Origin of the sequence: Dyella sp. C11, assembly GCF_003121485.1 — a bacterium.
In the GTDB taxonomy this organism is placed as follows: domain Bacteria; phylum Pseudomonadota; class Gammaproteobacteria; order Xanthomonadales; family Rhodanobacteraceae; genus Dyella.
Genome location: NZ_QAVX01000018.1, coordinates 17915 through 44150 on the forward strand (window position 1 = coordinate 17915; position 26236 = coordinate 44150).

Annotated in this window: 20 protein-coding genes; 12 read left to right on the top strand and 8 right to left on the bottom strand. The window is 60.1% G+C overall.

Translation table 11 applies throughout. The features are described 5' to 3' along the window. Positions 1–21: 21 nt before the first annotated feature. Positions 22–501, bottom strand: coding sequence for an AraC family transcriptional regulator (locus DK366_RS15830; protein ID WP_198651598.1), 480 nt, complete (start codon positions 499–501; stop codon positions 22–24). Between the two features lie 180 nt (positions 502–681). Here DK366_RS15830 and DK366_RS15835 point away from each other — a divergent pair, with 180 nt between their 5' ends. The 7 genes from DK366_RS15835 to DK366_RS15870 all read left to right on the top strand — a co-directional run bounded on the left by DK366_RS15835 (position 682) and on the right by DK366_RS15870 (position 9882). Next, on the top strand, positions 682–1173 hold the full coding sequence (locus DK366_RS15835) for a hypothetical protein (RefSeq protein WP_157956585.1): 492 nt from the start codon (positions 682–684) through the stop codon (positions 1171–1173). Positions 1174–1214: 41 nt separating this feature from the next. Next, on the top strand, positions 1215–1730 hold the full coding sequence (locus DK366_RS15840; RefSeq protein ID WP_198651599.1) for a sigma-70 family RNA polymerase sigma factor: 516 nt from the start codon (positions 1215–1217) through the stop codon (positions 1728–1730). Between the two features lie 363 nt (positions 1731–2093). Beyond that, positions 2094–2819: a FecR domain-containing protein gene (locus tag DK366_RS15845; RefSeq protein ID WP_232821077.1), complete on the top strand. Its 726-nt coding sequence runs from the start codon at positions 2094–2096 to the stop codon at positions 2817–2819. Between the two features lie 100 nt (positions 2820–2919). Next, positions 2920–5280, top strand: a complete 2361-nt coding sequence (locus DK366_RS15850; protein ID WP_157956586.1) for a TonB-dependent siderophore receptor — start codon at positions 2920–2922, stop codon at positions 5278–5280. Between the two features lie 334 nt (positions 5281–5614). Beyond that, positions 5615–7837: a TonB-dependent siderophore receptor gene (locus tag DK366_RS15855; RefSeq protein ID WP_157956587.1), complete on the top strand. Its 2223-nt coding sequence runs from the start codon at positions 5615–5617 to the stop codon at positions 7835–7837. 5 nt (positions 7838–7842) lie between these two features. Further along, positions 7843–9030, top strand: coding sequence for a PepSY-associated TM helix domain-containing protein (locus tag DK366_RS15860; RefSeq protein WP_109126539.1), 1188 nt, complete (start codon positions 7843–7845; stop codon positions 9028–9030). Positions 9031–9468: 438 nt separating this feature from the next. After that, entirely contained in the window at positions 9469–9882 is a 414-nt protein-coding gene (locus tag DK366_RS15870; RefSeq protein ID WP_232821078.1) for a sensor histidine kinase, read from the top strand. A 28-nt stretch (positions 9883–9910) separates the two neighbouring features. On the opposite strand, the gene DK366_RS15875 is transcribed toward DK366_RS15870, so the two are convergent. From DK366_RS15875 to DK366_RS15905, 7 genes are all read right to left on the bottom strand, one after another. Continuing rightward, positions 9911–10843 (bottom strand): alpha/beta hydrolase, encoded by a 933-nt coding sequence (locus tag DK366_RS15875; protein ID WP_232821079.1) that lies wholly within the window; start codon positions 10841–10843, stop codon positions 9911–9913. Between the two features lie 120 nt (positions 10844–10963). Next, the gene (locus DK366_RS15880; protein ID WP_109126542.1) at positions 10964–12355 is read right to left on the bottom strand and encodes an FAD-containing oxidoreductase; all 1392 of its coding nucleotides are present in this window, start codon (positions 12353–12355) and stop codon (positions 10964–10966) included. A gap of 64 nt (positions 12356–12419) precedes the next feature. After that, a complete protein-coding gene (locus tag DK366_RS15885) occupies positions 12420–13502 on the bottom strand; it encodes an acetate kinase (RefSeq protein WP_109126543.1) in 1083 nt (360 codons plus the stop codon). Then, on the bottom strand, positions 13499–15859 hold the full coding sequence (locus tag DK366_RS15890; RefSeq protein ID WP_109126544.1) for a phosphoketolase family protein: 2361 nt from the start codon (positions 15857–15859) through the stop codon (positions 13499–13501). The genes DK366_RS15885 and DK366_RS15890 overlap by 4 nt, the downstream gene beginning before the upstream one ends. Positions 15860–15934: 75 nt before the next feature. Beyond that, positions 15935–16318: a BON domain-containing protein gene (locus tag DK366_RS15895; protein ID WP_109126545.1), complete on the bottom strand. Its 384-nt coding sequence runs from the start codon at positions 16316–16318 to the stop codon at positions 15935–15937. A 111-nt stretch (positions 16319–16429) separates the two neighbouring features. After that, positions 16430–16900, bottom strand: a complete 471-nt coding sequence (locus DK366_RS15900) for a cupin domain-containing protein (protein ID WP_198651600.1) — start codon at positions 16898–16900, stop codon at positions 16430–16432. A gap of 421 nt (positions 16901–17321) precedes the next feature. Then, positions 17322–21257 carry a transporter substrate-binding domain-containing protein gene (locus tag DK366_RS15905; protein ID WP_109126547.1) on the bottom strand — a complete coding sequence of 1312 codons (3936 nt, stop codon included), beginning with the start codon at positions 21255–21257 and terminating at the stop codon, positions 17322–17324. A 155-nt stretch (positions 21258–21412) separates the two neighbouring features. On the opposite strand from DK366_RS15905, the gene DK366_RS15910 reads away from it, so the two are divergent. The 5 genes from DK366_RS15910 (at position 21413) to DK366_RS15930 (ending at position 25496) form a co-directional block, all read left to right on the top strand. Further along, positions 21413–22054, top strand: a complete 642-nt coding sequence (locus tag DK366_RS15910) for a response regulator transcription factor (RefSeq protein WP_109126548.1) — start codon at positions 21413–21415, stop codon at positions 22052–22054. Between the two features lie 145 nt (positions 22055–22199). Continuing rightward, entirely contained in the window at positions 22200–22460 is a 261-nt protein-coding gene (locus tag DK366_RS21290; RefSeq protein WP_157956588.1) for a hypothetical protein, read from the top strand. A gap of 621 nt (positions 22461–23081) precedes the next feature. Beyond that, positions 23082–23498 (top strand): hypothetical protein, encoded by a 417-nt coding sequence (locus tag DK366_RS15920; protein ID WP_157956589.1) that lies wholly within the window; start codon positions 23082–23084, stop codon positions 23496–23498. Between the two features lie 57 nt (positions 23499–23555). Next, positions 23556–24173: a phospholipid scramblase-related protein gene (locus DK366_RS15925; RefSeq protein ID WP_109126551.1), complete on the top strand. Its 618-nt coding sequence runs from the start codon at positions 23556–23558 to the stop codon at positions 24171–24173. Between the two features lie 414 nt (positions 24174–24587). Beyond that, entirely contained in the window at positions 24588–25496 is a 909-nt protein-coding gene (locus tag DK366_RS15930) for a DUF2167 domain-containing protein (protein WP_109126552.1), read from the top strand. The last annotated feature ends 740 nt before the right edge of the window (positions 25497–26236 follow it).

Below are 26236 nucleotides of genomic sequence, written 5' to 3' on the forward strand. Positions count from 1 at the left end.
GGACGTTGAATCGCCAGCACTTCACGATTCTACCGAATCGCGTTCTGCAGTGGCGCGCCGAAACGCCTGAGGCGATTGACCGCTGCTCCGCTTGAAGGCATTGCTGAATGCGCTTTCTGACGCATATCCCACCGATTGACCTATAAAACCAATCGATTGCGTGCCTTCTCGCAACGCGCGTTCGGCCAGACGCATGCGCCACTGAGCAAGATAGGTAAGTGGAGCAACACCCGCGATCGTGCGAAAGTGAAAGGCGAACGTCGTGCGCGACATGGCGCATGCCTTGGCGAGCTGCTCCAGCGTCCAGGCGCGCGCCGGCTCACCATGCATCAATCGAAGCGCCGGAGCGACGCGTTCGTCGGCCAATCCTCGCAGCCAGCCCGCGGGCGCCTGATCGGGCGTCTTCACATGCGCGCGCAAGATCTGGATGAAGAGTAGCTGCGCGAGATGCGCCGATACGAGCTGACCACCTGGCAACGCAGTACCGACTTCCCGTTTCACCCTGCGCACCCATGGGGGGGGCAGGACACCTGTGACCGGTCGAGTGTGGCGCTTGGCCCATGTCGGGCAAGTTGCACTGCGGGATGACCACACCTGCGCGGCGCATTGAGACGGCAGTTGTCGGTATCCTGCGGCCTTTCACAAAACGGGATGGGTATGTTTTCAGTTAAGCGATCAGCCGTGGCGTTCGTGATCGGCGCAGCTTGGGCAAGCGGCGCTTCTGCCGTCAGCCCGCCCTATCCCAATACCGAACTGTTTGACCGAGCAGCGGATATGGTCAAAGGCCGCCAGACGATGTCGGCGAGCGAAATCGCCTCCGCGCTAGGCATCGTATCGGAGGGCTCCTCCCATGACACTCAGATTACCTTCCCCGGTGGTACTTACCTGGGGACCGTCGTCGCTCAGATTCGGGTCGCCACGACGAAAACTGGCGTCCCCCAGTTTGTGGAAATCGTGACAGACCCGGCCGGCTGCATCGACGCGACGGCACTTCAGACACGCTACACCGCCGATGGCCTGTATGACCTGCCGATGGCACCCGCGGGCCAGGTCCAGCGATACCTCACGCATGAGGCTGACGGCGTTCGCATCGCCATCGGCATCTCATTGGACCCGCCCTTGTGTGCGAAGAGCTTCATCGCCGAAATCGCGACCAAACCAGCCATCCGATAGATCTTCGGCAGTAGATACGCTCGGCAGCAAAATCAAGGATAATGCGAGCCATTCGCATTTACGCCCTCACCCCGTTGATCGACGCCCATTACAAAGAGCTGCTGGGTTTTCTCCGCGCCACCCTGCGGAACCGCCATGACGCGGACGACGTGGCGCAGGATGCCTATGAGCGTTTACTTAGCGTGGGTCACAGTGGCGAGATCGTGCGCGATAACCGATCGCTCCTGTTTCGGATTGCCCGCAATCTCCTGGCGGACCGCCATCGCAGGCAGGCCGTGCGGCGGCACGACAACATCGACGAGCACACCGATCTTCCGGCGGGCGACGCTCCGGACGATGCGCTGGCCTCTCAACAGCACGCAAAAGCCATGCTCGACACCATTGCGCAATTGCCTCCGCGTTGTCGGGAGGCCTTTATCCTGCACAAGTTCGATGGGTTGAGCCATGCAGAGGTTGCCACGCGCATGGGCATCACCCGCAATGCGGTAGAGAAACATGTGATTCGTGCACTGCTAGCCTGTCGCGCCTGCGATGACCGATTGCACCGACTCGATTAGGCATGTCAGGTTTCCACGTCCTGGCGCGTCACCTCTGTAGCCTCTGCCCTCGCCATCATGTCCACACTGCCGCCTGAATCACGCCCTCCCGTCGTCACCGATGCCCCGCTCGATGAGCAGGCAGCGGCTTGGTGGCTGCGCGAACGCGAGGGGCTATCGCCACGGGAGCGCTCCGCGTTGCGGGAGTGGTTGAATGATCCAGAGCATGCTCGTGCCTTCGCGCGCATGGGCGACACGTGGAAAGGTCTTGATGACCTTTCAAGTGAAGGTATTGATGCTTTGCGTCCTGCAGATTCGCATCGATCGTACGTAGGCAGGCGATCGGCGCAGCGCTCATCAGGCATTCCCCGCCGTCGCGTTGCCATGATCGCCGGCTCGGTCTTAAGCATCGCGTTGATGGCACTTGCGGGTACCGTGTTCTGGCAACAGAACAACGCGCCGACGTACACGGCAAAGATCGATACCGTTCGCGGCCAGGTTCGCGAGGTCGACCTTCCCGATGGCAGCCACCTTGTGCTGGATACCGACACCCACATTGAAGTGTCGCTGTTCGCACATCATCGCGATGTGCGCCTCAGCCACGGCCAGGTCATGTTTGTAGTCGAACACGATGCCTCGCGCCCGTTTCAGGTCGACGCTGGTGGAACGCGCGTGACTGTGTTGGGCACACGTTTTTCCGTGCGCTATACAGAAAGCGGCCTACAGGACGCGGGTGTGGGTGTTGCCGTGGAACAGGGGCACGTGCGCGTGCAAAACCTGGCCACCGTGGACCTGCTCGCGCAGCAGGCCGTAAACGTGGACGGACGCGGTGAGCCGGGGCCCGTGCATGCACTACCACCAGGCGCCGTGGCTCCTTGGCGCCAGTCCCACGTGAACTTCAACGACACGCCCCTGGCAGCGGCGCTCGCGGAGTTCGAACGCTATGGGCCAACCGATCTGGCGCTGGGTGACGGCAGGGCCTCCAGGCTCCGCATCACAGGCAGCTTCGATGTCCGTCAGCCGGAGGTTTTTGCGCATGCGCTACCTCACGTGCTGGCAGTGCGCCTGAGCAAACGCGGCGATACCACCGTGATTGAGTCGAGCCGATAAAGGCCCCATTGGCCGGCATACCCCCATGTCAGGTTTTGGCCGGGTCGTGCGTCTTATAGGGAATGCTTCTCATTTTTATCATTTCCTGGAGCCTCCCTGCATGCGTTTTCCCGCCCCACTCGCCCTGCCGCTGGCCCTCTCGATTTGCTTGACCGGGGCCTTGCTGCCTTCAGCAGTGTTCGCCCAGATCGACGCCAGCCGCACGGTGCAGATTTCCGTCGCCGCGGGACCGCTGGGGCCGGCGTTAACTGATTTGGCGCAACAGCTTGGGTTGCCGCTGGCCGTCGACCCTTCGCTGGTCAGTCACCTGGCGGCACCGGCGATCTCCGGACGCCTGACCGCCAGGCAGGCGTTGGAGCGGGTGTTGGCCGGAACCGATCTGGTCGCCACGCAAAAGGACGGCGTGCTCATTGTGCAGCGCGCCCCCCAAGCCAAGCGCGGTGTCACGCCGCTGGCCGCCGTCAATGTCACCGGCCTCACCACCGGTTACGTGGCACACGACAGTACGGCCGGCACCAAGACCGACACGCCGCTGATTGAAACGCCGCAATCGATCTCCGTCATCACGCGCGATCAAATGGATGCGCGCGCCGTTCAAAGCGTGAGCGAAGCACTTCGCTACACGCCTGGCGTCATGGCCGAAGCCAACGGCAGTCTTGTCACCGAGACGGACTACTACACCGTGCGCGGCTTCATCGATGCCAACCCGTATCTGGACGGACTTTCCACCCTGACCTACTTCACCGTGCTGGCCCCCGTCATTGAGACTGAGGGCCTGGAGCGTGTCGAGGTACTACGTGGTCCTGCCTCCGTGCTGTACGGGCAGGCCCAGAGCCCAGGCGGCATGGTCAACGCGGTGAGCAAACAGCCTACCGACACGCCGCTGCACGAGGTGTCGGTAGCGACGGGTAGTTACGGACGCGCGGAAGGTTCGTTCGATCTGGGTGGCCCTGTCGACGACAGCGGCCAGTGGTTGTATCGCGTGACCGGGCTGGCACGAGACACGGGCACGCAGGTGGACAATGCTCGCGACAAGCGATATTTCCTCGCGCCGTCGTTGACGTGGAAACCATCCGACGACACGCACCTGACGGTGCTCACGCACTTTAGCTATCGCGACGCCAACAACCTCCCCAACGACCTTCCCGCCCAAGGCACGTTGCTGCCTAACCCCAACGGCAAGATTCCCACCGACTTCACCGATCGTGACTCTAACTTCGATCGCTTTGCACGGCACGAATACGCCATCGGCTATGAATTTGAGCACCGTTTCAATGACACGGTGACCGTGCGCCAGAACGTGCGCTACGCACACGCCGGGTTGGACTACGACATCATCGGCAACGCCGGGCTGGAAGACGATCTGCGCACCATGGATCGCTATGCGTTCAAGGCCATCGCCAGCAGCGACGTGGTGACGGCAGACAACCAGGTGGAATTCCGCTTCGATACGGGTGCCGTGCGCCAGACGGTCTTGGTAGGTCTGGATTATTTGCATTCGGAAGATCGCTGGGCCGAACAGGATGCATCCGCGCCGCCGATCGACATTTTCGCTCCGGTGTATGGCGTCACCATTGACTTGCCTGCAGTCGACTACAGCGCGGCACACACCATTCAGCAGCTTGGCGTGTACGCACAGGACCAGTTGCGCTGGGCCAACTGGGTCGCAACACTGAGTGGACGCCAGGACTGGTCGAGTACCGCAACGACCGATCGGCTCGCCGATGCCCGAACCACTCAGGACTCGGACAAGTTCACCTACCGCGCTGGCCTGGTCTATCTGTTTGACAACGGTCTGGCACCGTACGTAAGCACGTCGACGTCGTTCACGCCGTCCATCGGTAATGCCTTCAACGGCTCGCCGTTCAACCCGACCTTGGGCAAGAGTTACGAGGCAGGCCTGAAATTTCAGCCCAAGGGGCAGAACAGCTATTTGATGGCGTCGGTATACAACCTGACGCAGAGCAACGTACTCACACAAGATCCCGATCATCCGGAGTTTCAGGTGCAGTCGGGCAAGGTGCGCGTACGCGGTGTGGAGCTGTCCGGCGTGAGCGATCTTGGTGACGGACTCAGCCTGATCGCCAGCTACACGTACATGGATGGCCGCCAGTTACACAACAACGATGGCACGCAGGGCAATCGCCCGACCAACGTTCCCACCAACATGGCCAACGTGTGGCTGGACAAAAGTTTCCAGCAGGGCGTGCTTCGCGGCTTTGGCGTGGCCGGCGGTGTGCGCTACGTCGCCTCGTTCTATGGCGATCTGGAAAACACACTGCGCGTTCCCGCCGTCACGCTCTTCGACGCAGCGATTCGATATGACGTGCAGCGCTGGCGTTTCTCGCTCAACGCACAAAATTTGTTCGACAAGGTGTACGTCTCCGAGTGCGCGAATCTTAATTACTGCGGCTACGGCTTGCGGCGCAGCTTCATTGCCAAGGCAACGTACGCGTGGTGATGAGTGACCGACACACGTGGTTCTACGGCCCATGCTTCCCATAAGCCCACTCCTGATCAATAATGCGAATCATTCGCAATAAAACGGATAGGGGATAGGCATGGCAAGTCGCATGATGCGGGCATGGCCCGCGGGTCGTCGTCACGCGCTGCGGGCAGCGTTGTCTTGGACGTTGAGCGCTTCGCTGATAGCGGGCGCCGCCCTGGCGAACACGGCGATCGCCGCACCCACAGAGAACCAGCGATACAACATTGGGGCTGGTTCCCTATCGAGCGTCCTCGATGCCTTCGGACACCAAGCAGGCACAACGATTCACTTCAGCGCGAAGCTTGTGATGGACAAATCCAGCGCTGGGCTGCAAGGCACATATGGCGTTCGCGAAGGATTAACGGCGCTGCTTGCCAATACTGGCTTGCAGGCGTCCCTTCAGGCGGATGGTAGTTACGTCCTCGCTACGGCCGCGGCTGCCGATTCGCATGCGAAAACGCTGGCGGGCGTGACGGTGGGCGGTCAGACCACCACGATCGGCTACGTGGCACGCAACAGCGGCTCGGCGACCAAATCCGACACACCCATTATCGAAACGCCGCAGTCCATCTCGGTGGTGACGCGTCAGCAGATCGATGACCAGCAACCCCAAAGCCTCAACGAGGCGTTGCGTTATTCGCCCGGCGTCATTCCCGAAAACGAAGGCACGGTGTCGAACTTCTGGGGTGCCAGCAGCATCCAGCTTCGTGGCTTCAACCCTGGCGTCTACGTGGATGGACTACAGGACGACACATACGGCAACGGCTTCGTGGATCCGTATTTCTATCAGAGCGTGGAAGTGCTCAGCGGGCCTGCATCCGTGCTCTACGGGCAGGCCAGCCCGGCCGGTATCGTCAACATTGTGAGCAAGCAGCCCACGGCCACGCCGCTGCATGAGGTCACCCTGGGCGTGGGCAACTACGACCGCTACCAGGCAGGCTTTGACTTCAGCGGACCGCTGGACCAGGACAATCACTGGCTGTATCGCCTCACCGGCACGGGCCTCACGCAGGACACGCAGACCGACTGGATCAAGCACAAGCGCTATGGCATCCAGCCAGCCATCACTTGGCAGCCAAGCGACGACACCCGTCTAACCCTGCTAGGCAACTTCACCTACAGCCCGGCCATGGGCGACTACTCGAGCGTGCCGGCCCTGGGCTCGGTGCTTTACAGCCCGTTGGGCAAGATTTCGTCCGACTTCTCGCCGGGTGACCCGAACTTCAACAAGGCCACGCAACGGCTGGGCATGGTCGGATACCAGTTCGAGCATCGCTTCAACGATCGTTGGGAATTCGAGCAGAACGCGCGCTTCACCGACAACCGCAACGAGGCCAACATGATCTGGCCGGAGAGTGTCGAGCCGGACGGTGAGTCGCGCGATCGCTATACGTTCGTGCGCCACATGAGCTCGCGTTCGTATCTCATCGACAATCGTTTGAAGACGAACTTTGATCTGGGGTCACTCAAGAACGACGTACTGATTGGCCTCAACTACACGCGCTTCAACGAAAACTGGCAGTACGGCTTCGCGGATATTCAGCCGATCAACATCTTCAACCCCGTTTATGGCGTCCCGATTCAAGGTCCGGATCCGTCGACGTTCAGTGCGGAAGACAATCACGCCCATCAAACCGGCGTGTACCTGCAGGATCAGATCAGCCTTGATCGTTGGCGCTTTCTGTTGGGCGCGCGTCAGGATTGGATCAAGGAAAACCAGACCAGCCAGGACCCCAGCCTGGTCATTGCCAATGAGCCCGACCACAAGTTCACCTGGCGCGCGGGACTGGTGTATCTGTTCGACAACGGTATGGCGCCTTACGCGAGCTATTCCACCTCCTTCCAGCCCCAATTCGGCTCCATCACCGCCGCGGGTACAGCCGCGGTGCCGACCACTGGCCAGCAGTACGAGGCGGGCATCAAGTATCAGCCCCCTGGCTCCAACAATCTGGTGACGCTTGCCGTCTATAACCTCACCGAACAGAACGTGCCCGAATCGGACCCTGCGAATCCGGGTTTCATCGTGCAGGTGGGCGAAATACGATCGCGCGGCGTGGAGCTATCCGATCGTTTGAGCCTGACGGATAACCTCAACCTGATCGCCAGCTACGCATACACCGATTCGAAGTACACCAAGACACCGACCTACGACACCGGCGTCGACGGCGTGGTTGCGCCCGTGCAAGGCAAGTACCAATACGCCGTCCCCAAGAACACTGTTTCGTTGTGGGCCGACTACACCGTTCATGGCAACGCGCTCAACGGCCTCGGTTTCTCCGGAGGCGTGCGCTATATCGGCTCAACGTATGGCGATGACGTCAATTCGTTCAAGGTGCCTGACTTCACTCTGCTCGACGCGGCCATCCGCTATGACCTGGGCGCCGCCGACGCCGCGCTGCACGGCCTGAAGCTCCAGCTCAACGTCGCCAACCTCACGGACAAGAAGTACGTGTCGTCGTGCTGGAGTGCCACAAGCTGCAACTTCGGTGTGCGACGCACCGTTTACGCCAGCGCCACCTACGACTGGTAATCACCATGACCGCAGCCCGATCACTCAAGCGCTGGTACGTCGTCCACAAGTGGACGAGCCTGATCTGCACGCTTTTTTTGCTGGTGATCTGCGTGACCGGGTTGCCGTTGGTGTTCCACGAAGAAATCGATCATTGGCTGGAGCCGCATCAATACGCGGATCTGCCTGCCGACGCGCCGCGTGCCAGCTTTGATCAACTGGCAGCCATTGGCCATCGCATGTATCCGAACGAAGTGCTTGCGTCCATGTATGCCGATGATGACGAGCCACAGATTTATATCTGGATGGCACCGTCGTTCGCTGCCATGAAAGACGATCCGGATGTGATGCACTTCATTCGTGTCGATGCGCGCACGGCACAGGTGCTGGAAACATCCAAGCCGTCCGGCCAACAACCCAAGACATTCATGGACGTGATGCTGGCCTTGCATACGGACCTGTTCGTGGATCTTCCCGGCGAGCTGTTCCTGGGAATGATGGCGCTCCTGTTCGTCGTGGCCATTGTCTCGGGCGTGGTGTTGTACGGCCCCTTCATGAAAAAGCTCGATTTTGGCACTGTACGACGTGGACGTGCGGCACGCCTGAAATGGCTGGATCTGCACAACCTGCTGGGCATCGTCACGCTGGCATGGGCATTGGTGGTTGGCCTGACGGGGTTCATGAACGAGCTGTCCACGCCGTTGTTCGGCCTGTGGCAGCAAACTGACGTCAAGCACATGCTGAGCGCGTATGAAGGCAAGCCCGTGCCGCCTCAGCATGAGCTGCCATCGGTGCAGGCCGCATTTGAAACTGCAAAACGCGCCGTCCCCGGCATGGCAATCACCAGCATCGTCTATCCGGGCAATCCGTTTGGCAGTCCGTACCACTATCTGTTTTGGGCACAGGGCGACACGACGCTGACCTCGCGTCTGATGAGTCCCATCCTGGTCGATGCCCGCACGGGGGCCTTCAGCGCTGTGGTGAAAATGCCCTGGTATTTGCGTGCACTGGAGGTTTCCAGGCCTCTACACTTCGGTGATTACGGTGGCTTGCCGCTCAAAGTCATTTGGGCGTTGCTCGATCTGATCACCATCATCGTGCTTGGCAGTGGCCTGTACTTGTGGCTTGCAAGGCGCAAGACACATGCCGCCAGGCTCGCGCACCTTGTCGCCGCCCACGAAGCGACCACGACGCTGGAGGCATCGCAATCGTGAGCGCGACATCGACGACGCTCAGGGTCTGGAAGGCTCCCATTCTATTGGCGTTGCTGACCATGTCTGGCCTTCTGGCAGCGCTGCTCGGTGAGTCACTGGCCTGGAAAGCACTTGCCTGGGGGGCACTCAGTGTGCCGGTTGCCGTCATTTGTTGGTTAGGAAGACCTCGCCGCCTTCCGTCCAAAGGAACCACCAAAGGCACCTAACGCTCCCTGCCCGCGATAACCATCCCTAATTGACCACCCAAAGCGCCCATGATGCCCTCAGTAAGTGCCCTCAGCGGCGCGCGACGAAGCGCGATCTCGTCGTAGCAGGCGCGATAGATCTTTCGGTTCCGTCGAATTGAGAAAGAACGGGCCTACATCTCCAGGCCAATTGATATCCACGGAAATTCAAGGGAGTGCTAGGCGGCCCTCCCTGGGATTTGAGCAAGGCGACGTGCCCGTGCTGATCCGTGGCTACGACGCCGCCATCACGGCCCTGCTCCGCAACCTGCTCGACAACGCCCTGCGTCATGCGCCGCGTGGCGGCATGGTGCAGATTGCCATCCGTCATGAACAGGGCCAAGCCATTCTTGAAGTGGTCGACAACGGACCTGGCATTCCAGCGGAGCGGCGCCAGGCCGTGTTCGCGCGCTTTCATCGGGAGACGTCAACGCGTGGCGATGGTTATGGCCTTGGTCTGTCCATTGTCCAGCGCGCGACGGAGCTTCATGCGGGCTCCATCCATTTGCTGGATTCACCCTACGGCCATGGGCTGTGCGTGCGCGTCACCATGCCGATGGAGGGCATGCGTGGACAAAGTGTTCCAGATGCTTCCGTCCGGCACACCCTCGATCACGCCTTGCCTTAGCCGCTGCCGCGGCGGATTGGCACTGCCCTCACCGCTTTAGCTTGCGAGCGAGGAATTCGCGCATATACGACGCCACTTCTGGTGAGTGCGTCTCCAGCACGAAATGCCCCGTATCGAGGAAGTGCACCTCGGCGTCGGGGATGTCCTTTCGATACGCCTCGGCACCCGCCGGGATGAATGCGGGATCGTGTTTTCCCCACACGGCCAGCAACGGCGGCTGATGTTTTCGGAAGTAGTCGTGGAACGCGGGATAGCGCTCCAGGTTGGTCCGATAGTCCAGGATCAGGTCAAGCTGGATGTCTTCCGCGCCCGGTCGCGCCATGTAGGCGATATCCAGGGTGTAGCCATCAGGCGGCATCAAGGTCGGATCGGTGCCGGTGAGGTATTGCCAGTGCTTGATGGTGTCCGGTGACAGGGATGAGCGACATTTTTCGCGATGTGCCGGCGGGGGTTCGCGCCAATAAGTCTGCCAGTCGCCCCATTGATCGCTGAGGCCTTCGACGTAGGCGTTGCCATTCTGCGTGATGATGGCGGCGATTTTTTCCGGATGCGCGGCAGCAACGCGCAAGCCCGTCGGGGCGCCATAGTCAAAGATGTACATCACGAAACGGGTCAAGCCCAAGGCGTCGATGAAGCCTTCCGTCACCTTGGCGAGATTGTCGAACGTGTAGTTGAACTGTCCACGCGGCGGCGATTTGGTCTGGCCGAATCCCGGCAGGTCCGGAGCTATCAACCGATAGTCCTGCGATAGCAACGGCATCAGTTGCCGGAACATGTGGCTCGACGTGGGGAATCCATGGAGCAGCAGGATGACCGGTGCATCCTTTGGCCCCGCCTCACGATAAAACACCTCGACATCGCCTACCTGCCGCGTGAGATATCGCGCCTTGTATTGCTGGGCCGCATTGATGATCGGTGAAGCCCCGCTTTCGGCCGCGCCCGTAAACGCCGGCGTAGACATGGCGATAGCCCCAAGGATGGACGTCTGCAGGACATGACGGCGGCCTGTGTTTATCAAGTCAGTCTGCAGAGTATTTTCGTGATTCATATGACATTCCTCGCCGTTGGTGCCGAGACATGTTCATTTGGCTGCCGTATCCGCCGCCGGATGCAAATCCTGCAAGGTGGTGGGCAGCAATTCCGAGACGGTCGGGTGAATGTGCACCGCGTGGGTCACCGTACGAAACGGCGCGTCGGCGTACATCACGTCAAGCAGGCAATGAATGGCTTCGTCGCCACTCGCACCGAGAATGGCGGCGCCTAGCAGTCGTTCACTCTGCCGATCGACCAGCACCTTCATGAAACCCAACGTTTCGCCGCGTTCGATGGCGCGCCCCACGCGCGTCATCGGTCGCACACCCACTTGCACGTCGTAACCATGCTGAAGGGCTTCGTGCTCGGTGAGGCCAATGCGTGCCAGCGGCGGATCGATGTACAGCGCGTAGGCGGGAATGCGATCCGAAATGCGGCGCGGCTCGTTGTCCAGCACGTTGGCGGCAACGATTTCGTAATCGTTGTAGGAGGTATGCGTGAACGCGCCACGACCATTGCAGTCGCCCATGGCCCAGATGCCTTCCACATTGGTGCGGCACTGGTCGTCGACGACGACGTAGCCGTGGTCGTCCATTTCCACGCCAGCCTTGTCCAGGCCCAGGTCGTCCGTGTTCGGCTGCCGCCCGACCGCCATCAGGAGATGGGTTCCGTGCACCTCCATGCGAGGCTCGGCACACTCGGCAATAACGCACACCTTGCCTGCCCCACCCTGCAGCTCGATGCACTCCGCGCCCAGGTGCAACGTGATGCCTTCGCGCTGGAGGATATCGACCACCGCCGCGGAAACATCCGGATCTTCGCGCGGCAACAAGCGGTGATTACGCTCCACGATGGTCACCTCGGCGCCAAATCGGCGGAACATCTGGCCGAACTCCAGGCCGATGTAACTGCCGCCCACGATCACCAGGTGTTGAGGCAGCTCCTGCAGATCCAGGATGCCTACGTTGGTGAGATAAGGCACGACGTTGGCACCGGGGAAATCCGGCGCCACGGCGCGACCACCGACATTGAGAAAGATGTTTTCCGCATCGATCAACTCATCCCCAATGCGCAGCGTGTGCGGAGATTCAAATCGGGCATGGCCGCGGAACAACGTGACATTGGGCATGCCAGCCACCCAATTTTCGACATTGCTGCGTGATTTCTCGGAAATGCCCCGCGTGCGCTTCCACACGCTGGCCATGTCCACACTGACATCGCCGGCATGAACGCCGTAGTCCGCGGCACGTCGCCCTGAGTGCGCCACGTAAGCGCTGGCCACCATGGCCTTGGTGGGTATGCAGCCGGTATTGACGCAGGTGCCACCCATCAACTTGCGTTCCACCAGGGCTACCTTGCGGCCAGCTTGCCCCAGGCGCTGGGCCAATGACGGGCCGGCTTGCCCGGCACCTATGACCACCGCATCGAATTGCCTGTTCATGCCAGCCGCCCGAGTCCAGAAAGCGCACAGCGTGGCACCGTGGCACGCAAGGAATCGTCAAGGGTCAGGCAGCCGCGAGCCGGGCCGCGTGCAGCGCCATCACATGGTTCTCCTGGGCCGGAAGCACCCTGGTCCGGAGGTTGCCAAAGCACGGGGCCAGCCATGCGGCGACGCGTTCCCGTGTGGCGCCGTCGTGCTCGCCAATGCCGCCGGTGAACACCAATAGATCGATACCGCCCAGCACCACCGCCATCGCCGCGGCCTCGCGTGCCACCGAGAGGGTGAACTGCTCCAGCGCGAGCTCGGCCGATGCGTTGCCTGCCGCCTCGCGGAGCGCACGCATGTCTGCGCTTACCCCGGAAATGCCCCGCAGGCCGGAGCGATGTTCGAGCAGGTCTTCCAGCTCGCGCGGGCCGGCATGCCCTTCGCGCATCAGAAAGAGCATCACGCCCGGGTCAAGATCGCCTGGACGGGTTCCCATGATGATGCCGCCCGTGGGCGTCATGCCCATGCTGGTATCCACGGATTTGCCCCGGCGCACGGCCGTAAGGCTCGCGCCACTACCGAGATGGGCGATGATCAGCCGCTCGGGCATGACATCCAGTTGCGCAACGATGGATTCGCAGGACAGCCCATGAAATCCGTAGCGCTCGATGCCCTTGGCCTGCAGCTCACGCGGAAGTGGAAGAACACGTGACAGATCGGGCAGCGGATGATGGAAGGCCGTATCGAGGCAGGCCACCTGTTTTGCATTCGGAAGTGCTTTCTGCGCATGGCGTATCCAACGCAACGCGGCCGGCACATGCAGCGGCGCAAAACTCGCCGCGGCCTCGATGCGGGCCAGCACCTCCGCATCGATCAGGCTGTGTTCGCGAAGTGCGGGGCCACCATGCACGATGCGATGCGCCACGGCGCCGAACGGTTCATCGCCGGCAAGCTGCTGCAATTTCCTGAGCGAATCGTCATCCAACTCGCCGTTCCAGGCATGTTCGGTGGATTGGCCAGATTCATCTTGCAAAAGAAGGCGCTTTTGGCCGTCGCGCGTATCGATCTCACCTTCCGCGACGGCCATGGCCTGCCTTTGCTGCACGCGATGAATGCCGAACTTCAACGAAGAAGAACCAACATTCAACGTCAAGACGTTCATGCAGCCTTCCATTGCCAGTTGAGGATTTCCGGCAGATCCACGCCATGCTCGCTGACGTAAAGGCGATGACGTTCGATATCGTTCCAGTACCGTTGCTCAGCCTCCGCACGCATGGGCTCCAGCCTGGGCACGCGATTCACCACATCCAGTGCCAGCTGGAAGCGATCGAGGTTGTTGAGCACCATCATGTCGAAAGGCGTGGTGGTGGTGCCTTCTTCCTTGTAGCCACGCACATGAATGTTGTCGTGGTTGCGGCGACGGTACGTCAGTCGGTGAATGATGCCGGGATAGCCATGGAAGGCGAAAATGACCGGCTTGTCCTTGGTGAAGAGGCGATCGAACTCATCGTGATCCATGCCATGCGGATGCTCGTCCGACGTCTGCAGGGCAAGCAGGTCCACCACGTTGACCACGCGGATGCGCAGTCCGGGAATCTGCTGGCGCAGGATCATGACGGCCGCAAGCGTCTCCACGGTCGGCGCATCACCGGCGCATGCCATCACCACGTCGGGATCATCGTCTTCGTGGCCTGCCCAATGCCAGATGCTGGCACCTGCTGCGCAGTGCGCAATGGCTGATTCAATATCCAGCCACTGCCAATCCGGCTGTTTGCCGGAGATGATCAGGTTCACGTAGTGGCGACTGCGCAGGCAATGATCGGCTACCGACAGCAACGTGTTCGCATCCGGCGGAAGATAGATGCGTACGATCTCCGCTTTCTTGTTGGCCACGTGGTCGATAAACCCCGGGTCCTGGTGCGAGAAACCGTTGTGGTCCTGGTGCCACACGTGCGAACTGAGCAGGTAATTGAGTGATGCGATATGGGGACGCCACGACATGGTGCGCGTCACCTTCAGCCACTTGGCATGCTGGTTGAACATCGAATCGACGATGTGAATGAAGGCCTCGTAGCAATTGAACAGGCCGTGGCGACCCGTCAGCAGATAGCCTTCCAGCCAGCCCTGGCATTGATGCTCGCTCAGCATTTCCATCACACGGCCATCGGGCGCGAGATTCATGTCGGTATCGACGGTATCGGCAAGCCACACCTTGGGCGATGCCTCATAGACCGCCTCAAGACGATTGGATGCCGTCTCATCTGGACCGAACAGGCGGAAGTTGCCCTCGTCCTTGTTGAGCGCCATGACATCGCGCAGCCAGCGCCCCATGTTGCGCGTCGCTTCAGCCTTCATGGCACCCGGGCCTTCGAACACCAGTGCGTGTTCGCGGAAGTCGGGCATTCGCAAAGGCTTGAGCAGTGTGCCGCCATTGGCGTGAGGGTTGGCACTCATGCGCCGTTGCCCGGTCGGCGCCAACTCGGCAAGCTCGTCAATCAGCGTGCCTTCCTTGCCGAACAACGCTTTCGGTTTGTAGCTCTGCATCCAGCGTTCGAGAATTTCCAGATGACCGGGCTTGGATATATCCGACAGCGGCACCTGGTGAGCGCGCCACGTGCCCTCGACAGGCAGGCCGTCGACGAAAGCGGGGCCGGTCCAACCCTTGGGCGAGCGCAACACGATCATCGGCCAACTTGGCCGTTTCGCACTTCCTGCCCCCGCCTTGCGCGCCCTGCCCTGGATGCGTCGAATACGCGAGATGCAGGTATCCAGCGCAGCCGCGAACGCGGGATGCATGTCGGCGGGGGCGCTGCCCTCGACGAAAATGGGATCGTATCCGTAGCCCTGCAACAGGTACTTCAACTCGCGATCGCCGATGCGCGCCAACACTGTGGGATTGGCGATCTTGTATCCGTTCAAGTGCAGGATCGGCAGCACAGCGCCGTCGCGTGCCGGATTGAGGAATTTATTGGAATGCCAGCTCGTCGCCAGCGGGCCGGTTTCGGCCTCGCCGTCGCCGACGATGCACGTCACGATAAGGTCGGGGTTGTCGAATGCCGCGCCGTACGCGTGCGACAGCGAATAGCCCAGCTCGCCACCTTCGTGGATGGACCCCGGCGTTTCCGGCGCCACGTGGCTTGGCACGCCGTACGGCCAGGAGAACTGGCGGAACAGTTGCCGCATGCCTTCGCGGTCGCGGCCCACGTGCGGGTAGATCTCAGTGTACGAACCCTCCAGGTAACTGTTCGCCACCAACCCGGGACCGCCATGACCCGGACCAATCACGTAGATCATGTTCAAGTCGTGCTGCCGGATGATCCGGTTGAGATGCACGTAGATGAAGTTCAGGCCCGACGTGGTGCCCCAGTGTCCAAGCAACCGTTTCTTGACGTGGTCGAGCGTCAGCGGCTCTTCCAACATGGGATTGTCGCGAAGGTAGATCTGGCCAACGGTCAGATAATTGGCCGCGTTCCAGTAACGATGCATCCTGTCCTGAAGGACCGGATCAAGTAATGGCATGACGCACGTCCTCTGCTGGGCACAGAGCACGGATCGTGCCCGGCACCACGTGCAGGCACCGTTACGGCGACAACGTTATCCCGGCGAACCGAGCGGCTTCACGTCCAGTTCGTTGGTGAGCTCCTTGACGCCGGATACTTGCCGCACGAGGGAATCAATGCGCGTTTTCTCTGCGTCATTCTTCACCTTGCCACGCAACACCACCGCGCCTTCCGCCACGATCACATTGACGTGATGCCCATCGTCGGACAGGGATGGGTCGTTGGCGATCGCCTTGCGCACCGATGCCTGCAATTGAGCATCCGCCGAGTTGTGCACTTGCGATGCCGGTGCGGACTCCCTGGCGGCCGCCGCTGCCGTGGGTGTTTGCGACGGCGGCGCAGGATTCTCTACCTGGAGTGCCATACCGTCGCCCGTCACCAGCGCGATCAGCAGACCGATGACAACACGAATGTTCATACCCCACCTGTCGCGGCCATTGACCTGCTGCTATTAGCAGCCGGCGGTCGTGAATCCGGCGTGCAATTTGTCTTCGGACCGTCATGCGGGCCATGCCGCATGACACTGACATCAAAGTGGGGCCGCCAGCGATTCGCCCCGCTTTAGCGGCGGCCCGAGAAAGTCGACGTTCCATTGCTTTCCAAACTCGGCCAGCGCGCGAGTCTCAGGTTTGCCAGACTTCATGACATCGGCAAGCCCCCTGAAGAAACCGTCCACATCAAGCGCCGGCATGATCAGCACGAGCTGGCTGGCCGGCTCGTCACCGGCATTCATGAAGGCGTGTGCCACGCCACCGGGTACCGTGATGACATCGCCCTCCTTGGCCTCGAAGACGCGCAGCCCCCCCTTCATCACGTAGCGCCCCCTGAGTACGCGAAATACCTCCGTTTCGGGATGGCGATGCAGCGGAGGTCCGAAACCTGGCGCGTGCACGGTTTCAATCATGGACACCGCACGCTCAATGGGCGCGGGAGGCTTGCGCTCCCACAGGGTCAGGCCAATGGCGGGAATGGCTATGGGCGACGACGCCTGGGCAAACATGCCGGATGCCCACGCACCGCCGCACAGCTGCTCGATCGGGCCAGGGTAACCGTACGGCAAGGGCATGGACTCAACCGGTGTCATTGAGCCATTGGGGTGGCAACGTCTGGCGCGCATGCTTGATCTCACTTGTCTATGCGAATGGCCCGGGCAGCAGGCCGTGGCGAGAGACTAGGCGCGAATGGCAAGCAAGCTTTGTCAGGTTGCAGGACGATTGTCGAATCGCACGATGACCGCGCGACATGCCAGGAAACACGTCAGCATGGAATGACCACGCACAAAAAAACGCCCCGAGAAACTCGGGGCGTTTTCACGTCCGTGATGATGCATGCTCTCCCTGAGCGCCGCGGCATCATGCCCTGCACTCGCCCGGGGCGCCACGGGAACGGCCTGAAAGATATTGAGCGCCTCACTTCCTCGGTCAGAGCTTGTGATTCAGTCGATCCATCAGCTTGCTGAGTCCGCCGAGCTGCGCCACGACCTCATCCCGGTGCGCCGCCATGCTGTCGGCCGAATGGGTATCCACGAGATGCAGGCCGATCAACCGCAGTGAACCAACCAGACGATGCATCATCTCATGCTGTTGATGGATATCGCCGCGGGCCATCGCCTCGTCAAGCTTGATTACATCTTCGCGCCCCGTAAGGATCAGGCCCTCCAACAGCTGCTTCAGCTGCTCTTCGGAACCGAACATTTTCGAGAGATAGTCCAGGCGATCATCATCCTTGGTTGGGGTCGATATCGGCACAGCGTCTTCCTTGTTGAAAAATTGCAGGATCTTGGCTTCGAGCTCCTTCAGCTGTACGGGCTTGGCAAGAAAATCGTCCATGCCGGCCGCCCGGCACTTCTCCACCTGTTCGGGAAGCGCACTCGCAGACAGCGCCACGATGGGAAGGTGTGAAGAGCCATGGCTTTCCACATCACGGATTCGTCGCGCCAACTCGTACCCGTCAAGTATCGGCATGTGGCAATCGCTGATGAGCAGGTCGAAGCGCTGCTTTTGCAGTGCCTCCCATGCCTGCTGGCCGTCTTCGACGACGGTGTGCGGATAACCCAGCAAATCAAGCTGGCGACTGATCACGGCACGATTAATGGGGTGATCTTCCGCCACAAGAATGTGGCCGGAGCGCGCCCGATCTACCGGGCTCTCACCCTGGCCGTCGGCAGGCAGCGGCACACCCAGGGCCAGCCGGCACGCGTCCACCGTGGCGCGCCATAGCAACGGGCAGCCACACAGCATGATGCTGCCGTTCTCCACGTAGTAGCCCCGCGGATCGGGATCGGCCAGCACGCGAATCACAGGCATGGTGGGAAGCGGTGCCAATCTTTCAAGCAGCGGCGCCTCGGCGATCAACAGGTCGGCATCACCAGCGGACAGTTCCATAAGATCGTCGGCATCGACCTCAATCACACTGAAGCCCATCGCTGACAGTGCATTGGCCAGCTCACGCTCCAATCTCGCATCCGTCGTGCACACCAATACGCGGCGAGCTGAAAATTCAGGCAGACCGGCCGCCGGCCTGGCGACCGGCAACTCCACTTCAAAGACCGCCTGGGCGCCACCCTCTTCCAGCCCGTAAAGCTGCACATCGCCACCCATGGCGATGGCCAGCCGGCGACAGATGGAAAGACCCAGGCCGGTACCACCGAAACGGCGCGTGGTCGATGCTTCGGCCTGCATGAACGGCTGAAAAAGCCGTTTGAGCTGATCACTGGAAATGCCGATGCCCGTATCCATGACCAGGAAGCGCAGGCGCTGACGCCCATGCTCCTCGCCGGCCATTTCGATACGCAGCTTGACGTAACCCTGTTCGGTAAATTTGAGCGCGTTGCTGAGCAGATTGTTGATGATCTGGCGAATGCGATTGGCGTCGCCAAGATACTCCGCAGCCAACCGCCAGTCGGCCACGAGGTACAGTTTCAGGCTCTTCTGCTGCGCGCGCGCCGCGAACGTGCCGATGGCACTGTCCGCCAACTGCCGAAGGTCGAACGACGCCGGTTCCAACTCAAGATCCACCGCCTCCAGGCGGGAAAAATCGAGAATGTCATCGAGAATCTGAAGAAGCGCGACAGCCGAATCCTGCGCCATGCCAAGCATGTGCGCCTGCTCATTGCTCAGCGGAGTCTTGGAAAGCAGCTCAACCAGGCCGACCACGCCAGCCATGGGCGTGCGGATTTCATGACTCATCATGGCGAGAAACGAACCTTTGGCCGCGACAGCAGCTTCCGCCGTCGCCTTGGCCTCTTGCAGGGCGCGTTCTTGTTCCTTTTCGGCCGTTACATCCGCGCAGTAAACGCTCCAGAAGTGATCGCCCTGCCCGGTCGGCTTGGGCTCGCCGCCCACCACACGCACCCAACGAACATTGCCGTCGATCCGCGTGCGTAATTCGGTGGCCTCCGATCGCCCCTCCCTGATGGCATGCGAAAGAGCTTCATCCGCTCGCACCAGGTCTTCTTCGACGACGTTGTCAAACGGACTGGCTTTCCCGGACAGCATGTCCTGGCTTGCCAGGCCGAATATTTTCATCGTGGGGCCGCCGACGTATTCGTAATGAAGCGCCTTGTCGTCGCCCACGCGAAATCTCACAACGACGCCGGGAAGGTTCTCGTTCGTATCGACCAGCCTCTGTTCGGAAGCACGCGCCCGGCCTTCTGCATCACGCATCCGCTTGTAGGCGATACCTATGAAGGTCACGACCACGCCCGCGATGAGCAGCCCGATCACCACCCAATGCCAGGGGGCGCCGTAGCTGTAATCGGTGCGCAACCAGTGGCTGCGTATGGCCTGCCGGTCGCCATCCTTCATGCTGGCGATGACCTGGTCCATGAGTATCGACAATTGAGTCAGGTCGCGACTCACGCCGAATGAAAAGTCCTGATCCATCCCGGCCGGTGCAACCACGCGCAGGGTGGCAGCATAGCGATCCCGAATGAGCGCATCGATGGCCGGCAGGGTTCCAATGTAAGCGGCGACATCGCCTTTTTCGAGCGCGCTCAATCCCGCTTCATTGCTCGACACGGGAACCAGGGTGGTGCGCGGCAACAGCATCCGAAGCCCCGCCACCAATCCAGCCTCCTGGCGAACGGCCACTTTCTTGCCTCGCAAATCTTCCGGCCCGGCGATGGCAAGGCCATGGATGCGCGCAACGATCACTACCGGGAAACGTTCGTAGGGCCGCGTGAATGTCATCTCGGAAGTGCCGAAATCCGCCGGCATGGCGGCCGCGACGACATCGACCTCGTTCGCACTCACTCGCCGCTGCAATTCATCCAAGTCTCGAGCGGGCACGAATTCCAGGCGAAGACCAAGCTCCTTTTTCAATATCGAAAGATAATCATTGGACAGTCCATCCATCGTCCCATTCTTGGCCATGAAGCTGTAAGGGTAGCGATCGATTTCGTAGCCAACGCGCAACGTTCCCACGCTACGAAGCCATGCTCGATCGGCATCCGACAGATTCCGTCCGCGTGCAATAGGTGTGCTGATGTCATCGCCATACCCCCAGCGCGTGCGCAGTATCGTCAGATCACTTTCTTTCAAGGACGCCGCGGCTTTCTTCAAGATGGACGTCAATATCGGCTGCCCCTTGACGACAGCCGCCGACAGTTCGATGTTCCTGAGGTCGGATATCTTCGAGATCACGCTCAAGTCGTCGTGCTCTCGCTCGGCAAGCATCCATCGCGTATGCGCGGAGCCACCGATGTACGCATCGACCTGACCCTGCGCCACCATGTCCAAGGCCTGCCGCGCGTCGTCCGAGAAAACCAGCGTGGCATTCGGAAAGCGATGCTTGATCACAGCGGTATAGGGATTGCCGATACGTTCAATCACGATCCTGGCGCGCTCCAGGTCGGCCTCCTTTCGTATTTTCAGGTCGCCCTTGGGCGAAACCATGACGAACGGACTCTCCGCATAGATCGGCAAATAGTCGAAGCGCTTGCTCGCACCAAAGGGCTGCCCCACGAGCACTTCGTAGGGAAGGTCGATCTTGTTGTCGCCAAAAGACACTTCTTCGTAATTACTGAAGGGGCGAAATTGAAGGCGCAGGCCCGCCCTGCTCGCGAGCAGCTTGATGTAATCGACGCCGATGCCTTCGGGATTGCCGGCCACCCACGCTTCCACCGGAAAGTGGTTGGTCGACAGCACACCCACCTGCACTACGGGGTGTGCTGCAAGCCAATCGGATTCTTCCTGGGTCAGGCGCACATCCGGATCAGGCAACGCAAGCATGGTCGCGCTGGCGGCTGTGCATGCAAGCATGAAACACAGCGTCAGGCAGGCAAGCAGCCATGAACGGCGCGTGCCTGACCTTCGTGTTCGTGTCAGTGATTGCCTCATCAAGCGTTGATGAAACATGGCAGATCCCCGGAATCACAGCGACTAAACCGTCAGCTTAGGAAGCCCCTGGCACGCCATCCATCAGAGTCATCTCAATTGCTTTCACCACAAGCCCCATCAGCAACATCGGCCACTAAGCTAGTCATTCAGCCCTTCAGAAGTAGAGACTCATCGTGGTCATCAGCGTCATCATTGCAGACGATCATCCGATCGTGCGAAGCAGCGTTCGCATGGAAGTGGAGCGCGTGCCCCAGGTGAAAGTGGTCGGCGAGGCATCGAATACCGATGAGCTCATGGCCACTCTCAAAGACACGCCTTGCGATCTGGTCATTACCGATTTCAGCATGCCAGGCGGAACCGTCGAGGACGGCCTGTTCCTGATCGATGCCATCGTACACTCGAAGCCCCGGCTTCCCGTGCTGATTTTGACGATGCTGTCCAATCCTGGACTCATCCGCGCCATGCAGGACCGCGGCGCGCGAGCCCTGATCAGCAAGGCTGACTCCATTGGCGAACTGCAAAATGCCGTTCGAGCTGTGACGGCGGGAGAGGAATACCTCAGCCCAACGATGGGTCGCCTGCTTTTCAACAACAACAAATCACAGGGTGCCGGGCGGCTTGCGAGTCTGTCCGATCGGGAGGTTGAGGTGCTCAGGCTGTTTGTTTCCGGGATGACTATCTCGGAAATCGCAGTGAAACGTGAGCGAAGCGTGAAGACCATCAGCCATCAAAAAATGAGCGCGATGAACAAGCTTGGCCTGAAGAATGATCCAGAACTTTACGCCTACGCACACGAGAACGGCTTCTTGAATTGATCGAGCGACAAGGCCGGCAACACAACAAGAAGCCCTGTTAAAGCGCAACAAAAACCCGATGCCAGCATCGGTGCCACTTTTTTGTCGCGCCTGTGCGCCGACACGCATCCAAGTTCCAGGCGACTACGCCACGGAAGGATTCACCATGAACACTTGGCTTCGTTTGGCCTGGATTATTGTCTTAAGTGGAGCGTTGCTGTGCTTTGTGTCTTACGAACTGCCGTGGGACATCATCGCCCTGGTCCTGGTGCTTCTGGCGATTTCCTTGTATCGCCATTTTCGCGACGCGGAGTGTGAGTGTTTGGGTCCTGGTTTGGCATGCAAGTCAAGAGTATTAGTCGTCTCGCTAGATGATGACTTCAGGGCAACTCAAGCAGATGAGGCATGCCAAAGAGCTGAGGCATGACTTTCTCCGTACAGGCGAATGGCCTGATGAATATCCAGCGGTCGCGGCGCGCCACCAGGCGCGCATGAACGAACCAAGGGAGTTCATGCTTGAGTTCAATCGGGACAATGCGCCACTCGACGATCCATCTCCAGCGCCCCCCTTCGGCGCACTGGAAAAGTCCTGGATCGGCGCATGAGAACCCGCCCGGCATGGAAATGATGAAAAGACCGAATAGCAAAGGGCGCTGACGACGTCGACTGAGCTCGCCAACCCTGGATCATGATTCGTTGAAGCTGACAGGCTTCCAGGCGGTTCGCTCCAGTGCGCTCAACGTCACGCCCATCTCGGCGACTAAAAAAATGTCCGCATCCAGACTCATTTGCCCTTGGGCCTGGCGGGCCCGAGCGTCTTGTCATTACGACCCAAGTCGCCTTCAAGAAAGAGTCAAGCATTACGACTGATTTGGACGTCTATTCTGCTTGTTACATCCGTGATGAAGCGGCGTAACGGGGTGCGCATCACGCCTCCCGGCACATCCGCGCTTCAGCGGGTTTCAGATTCATCTGATTCTTCTCGGGCGATTGCATCTATACCTTGCGATCTCTGAACCTCGAACTCCTCTAACCATAAAACACGACAATGAAATTACCCCGCTCTTCCTTGATCGCCCTGCTTCTCGTGGCAGGACTCTTTTCGCCACTCGCCGCGCACGCAAAAGTCCCGCTAGTTTTCAACACTGGCGAGGAATTGTTTGAGGTGGCCCCCTTACCCGCAGACCTGGCCGACGAATTTCCCTCGGACTTCAGCCTGGGCTATCGGTGCAATCGATTCGGCGTGCTCTGGGCTGACGTTTGGACCTGGAACTGCACGTTGTCAGCCGTGGCAGTCGATCAGGACTCTTACGGCGACTTACCCGACGACACACGCAAGACGCTGGAAGAAAAATACTCCATGTCCGATGCCAAACGTGGCTTCTGGAACCATTACGGCGCAGCCACGCTTGGCGGCCTCTTCACTCTCTTGCTCCTAGGCGTCATCAGGTCGAAACACCGATGACTACTCCTTCATGGCGACGCCCATGTCGTCACCTCGCGCCCTGAGGCTCGTCAACTTATGACCACCATGCACTCGATCTTCAAAAACAACCGGTTTCACGTCAAGCAACTCCTAAAACCCAAGAAATTGTTTTGGATGTCCAGCGCATTCGCCTATGACTTTCACTGCGGTGAAACTGGCGAGATCGTGATGAAGACAACGGAACCACCGTTGGGATTCCTTACCAAAATGTGTCGAATAGATCGGCGTTATCGCAGGCACACGCCGTTCGATATCACCTTGGTGAGCACCGACGGAAGGCCTCAATTGCGCATCAAGCGAGGCATGTCGTTCCTGTTGTCCAACATCGAGGTTCTCGACGGCAACAATCAACCCATCGGTGTCATCAAGCAGTCTTTCTCACCCATAACCGCCAAGTTCGAAATCCTGGGCAGGTCTGGCCAGAAGCTCGCCGCCATTCAAGGTGACTGGGCGGATTGGGATTTCCGCATTAAAGAAGGCGATCGGGAAGCCACGTTCATCACCAAAGGTAAAGGCGAAGGCATTCTCCAGGAACTTCTAAGCTGCAGGGACAGCTATACCGTTCAAGTCAATAATGAAGTCGCGCAAGATTCACCGCTGCGACCCTTTATTGTCGCGGCCGCCATTTGCATCGATATCGCCTGCAACGAATGATGTCGTGACGGGCCTGCAAGTTAGCGCTTGCTGGCCCGTTGTCTTCCGCAGCACATTGCGCCGTACCGACGCCCCGCCCTCACCAGCGTCACCCTTGAGGGCCCAGGTCACTTCAACGGCTTTGCATACCCACCGGCCGCCACACCAATCACGACTGCACAGGCGTGCCTTACGTACAGGTCCGGGCGGTCCAGCTCGCTCACCAGCAGGCTGGCTAACACGCCTCAAGGTTATGGCGGATGCCAGACCGATGGCATTTAGCATCTGAAGGCCACACCAAGGCCCCATGCATGGGATAGACCGTCAAGTTCGCCGCGGTGCGTCACAAGTAAAGGCAAATCAGATTCGCCTGATAGGTGCCGGCCTACCAGAGCCATGAAACTTCGCGGCAACTTCCATTCAAGGCCATCCCCAATGCATCGCAAGACGCTGTTGTCAGCGCTCGGGCTACTCACTGCCCTTACTCTCACCACGCCGCTATTTGCCACGCCCACCGACACCGAGAATCAAAGCACGGAAGAATTCATCGCGTCGCTGCACCCGAAAACCGGCACCGTCGCCTTACCGGGTGCCAAAGCCACACTGAAGCTTGCCGACGGCTATAGCTTTCTGCCGGCAAAGGATGCTCAGCGCGTACTCACCGAGGCCTGGAACAATCCGCCTGACAGCGATGTGCTGGGCATCATCCTGCCCGACACGGATCCACACACCCTGTTCGATGAAGACAACTGGGCGGTGGTGGTCACCTTCGTCGACGAAGGCTATGTGTCCGATGCGGACGCCGCCGAAATCGACTACGACGACATGCTGAAGGACATGCAAGAAGCGACGCGGGACGAAAACCCCGACCGCGTCAGGCGGGGTTACCCCGCCGTCGAGCTGGTGGGCTGGGCCGAACCGCCCCACTACGACGCTGCCACGCACAAACTTTTCTGGGCGCGCGACCTCAAGTTCAAAAGCGCTGATGGATCCGATGACGGCCACACGCTGAACTATGCGATTCGCGTGCTGGGTCGCAAAGGCTATCTTTCACTCAATGCTGTGGCACACATCGACCAGCTCGCCAAGGTGCGCGCCGATATGCCAAAAGTCGTCGCGATGGCTGAGTTCGATGACGGTGAGCGCTACGCTGATTACAACGCCTCTACGGACAAGGTTGCGGCTTATGGCATCGCAGCACTGGTTGCCGGCGGTATCGCAGCCAAGGCCGGCCTGCTCACCAAACTGGGCTTAATGCTGCTGGCATTGAAGAAGTTCATCGTGGTCGGTCTCGTCGCCATCGGTGCCGCCATCGCCCGGTTGTTCAAGCGCAAGAAGGCTTGAGCCATCCTTTGATTCCAGGGCGTCTTGAAGAAGTCTCCAAGACTCTTCGACGCCCACTCTTCGATCCTGTTCGGCTCAGTTGCAACCCCACTGCCTCGATCTAGCTCTAGCTCTAGCGCTCGCGCATCCTGGGCTCGCCGTAGGCGTCTTGCGAATCCACCTTAGCTACGGCGAGCGTCTTTGCTGAACGCGAGGGCGGTCGGCACACTTCGGGCATGTTCCATCCGGCCGGCCAGATGTCGGATCAAGTCCAGCCCAGTTCACCGGTGCCCGTGGGGTAACCCGTGCAGACCAATGACAAGAGGTGTTGGTGGGGAACATCGACTGCGTACCAACATGAGCAGTCTTTCGGCTCTGGAAGGCGGTTCCACGCGATGACGAAGTGAAGCGACACGCTACTCGCCGCAGGGACCGAATCGACGGTGACCACCAGACCCGAATCTGCATGCTCGACCGGATACGCATCCGGCCAGTCGCTCAGCACGATCGACGGGCTTAGCCTTGCCAGCAACTGGTCGCGATCTTCGGTCCCTATTAGGACAACATGCTCGCCGTCGTCCCACTCTTGAGCATCCAAACACTCGCCCCCGCTGGGACTTGATGATCGTGGAGTGCTCCTTGCCCTTGCCCATGCGCATTCGAATGTGATTCCGCGCAAGCCTGCCGAAGCAGCGCATCGGAGGACGACCCCGACACAGCCATCCACTGCCATCCCCGGCGGCAGGGCAGGCATGATCGGC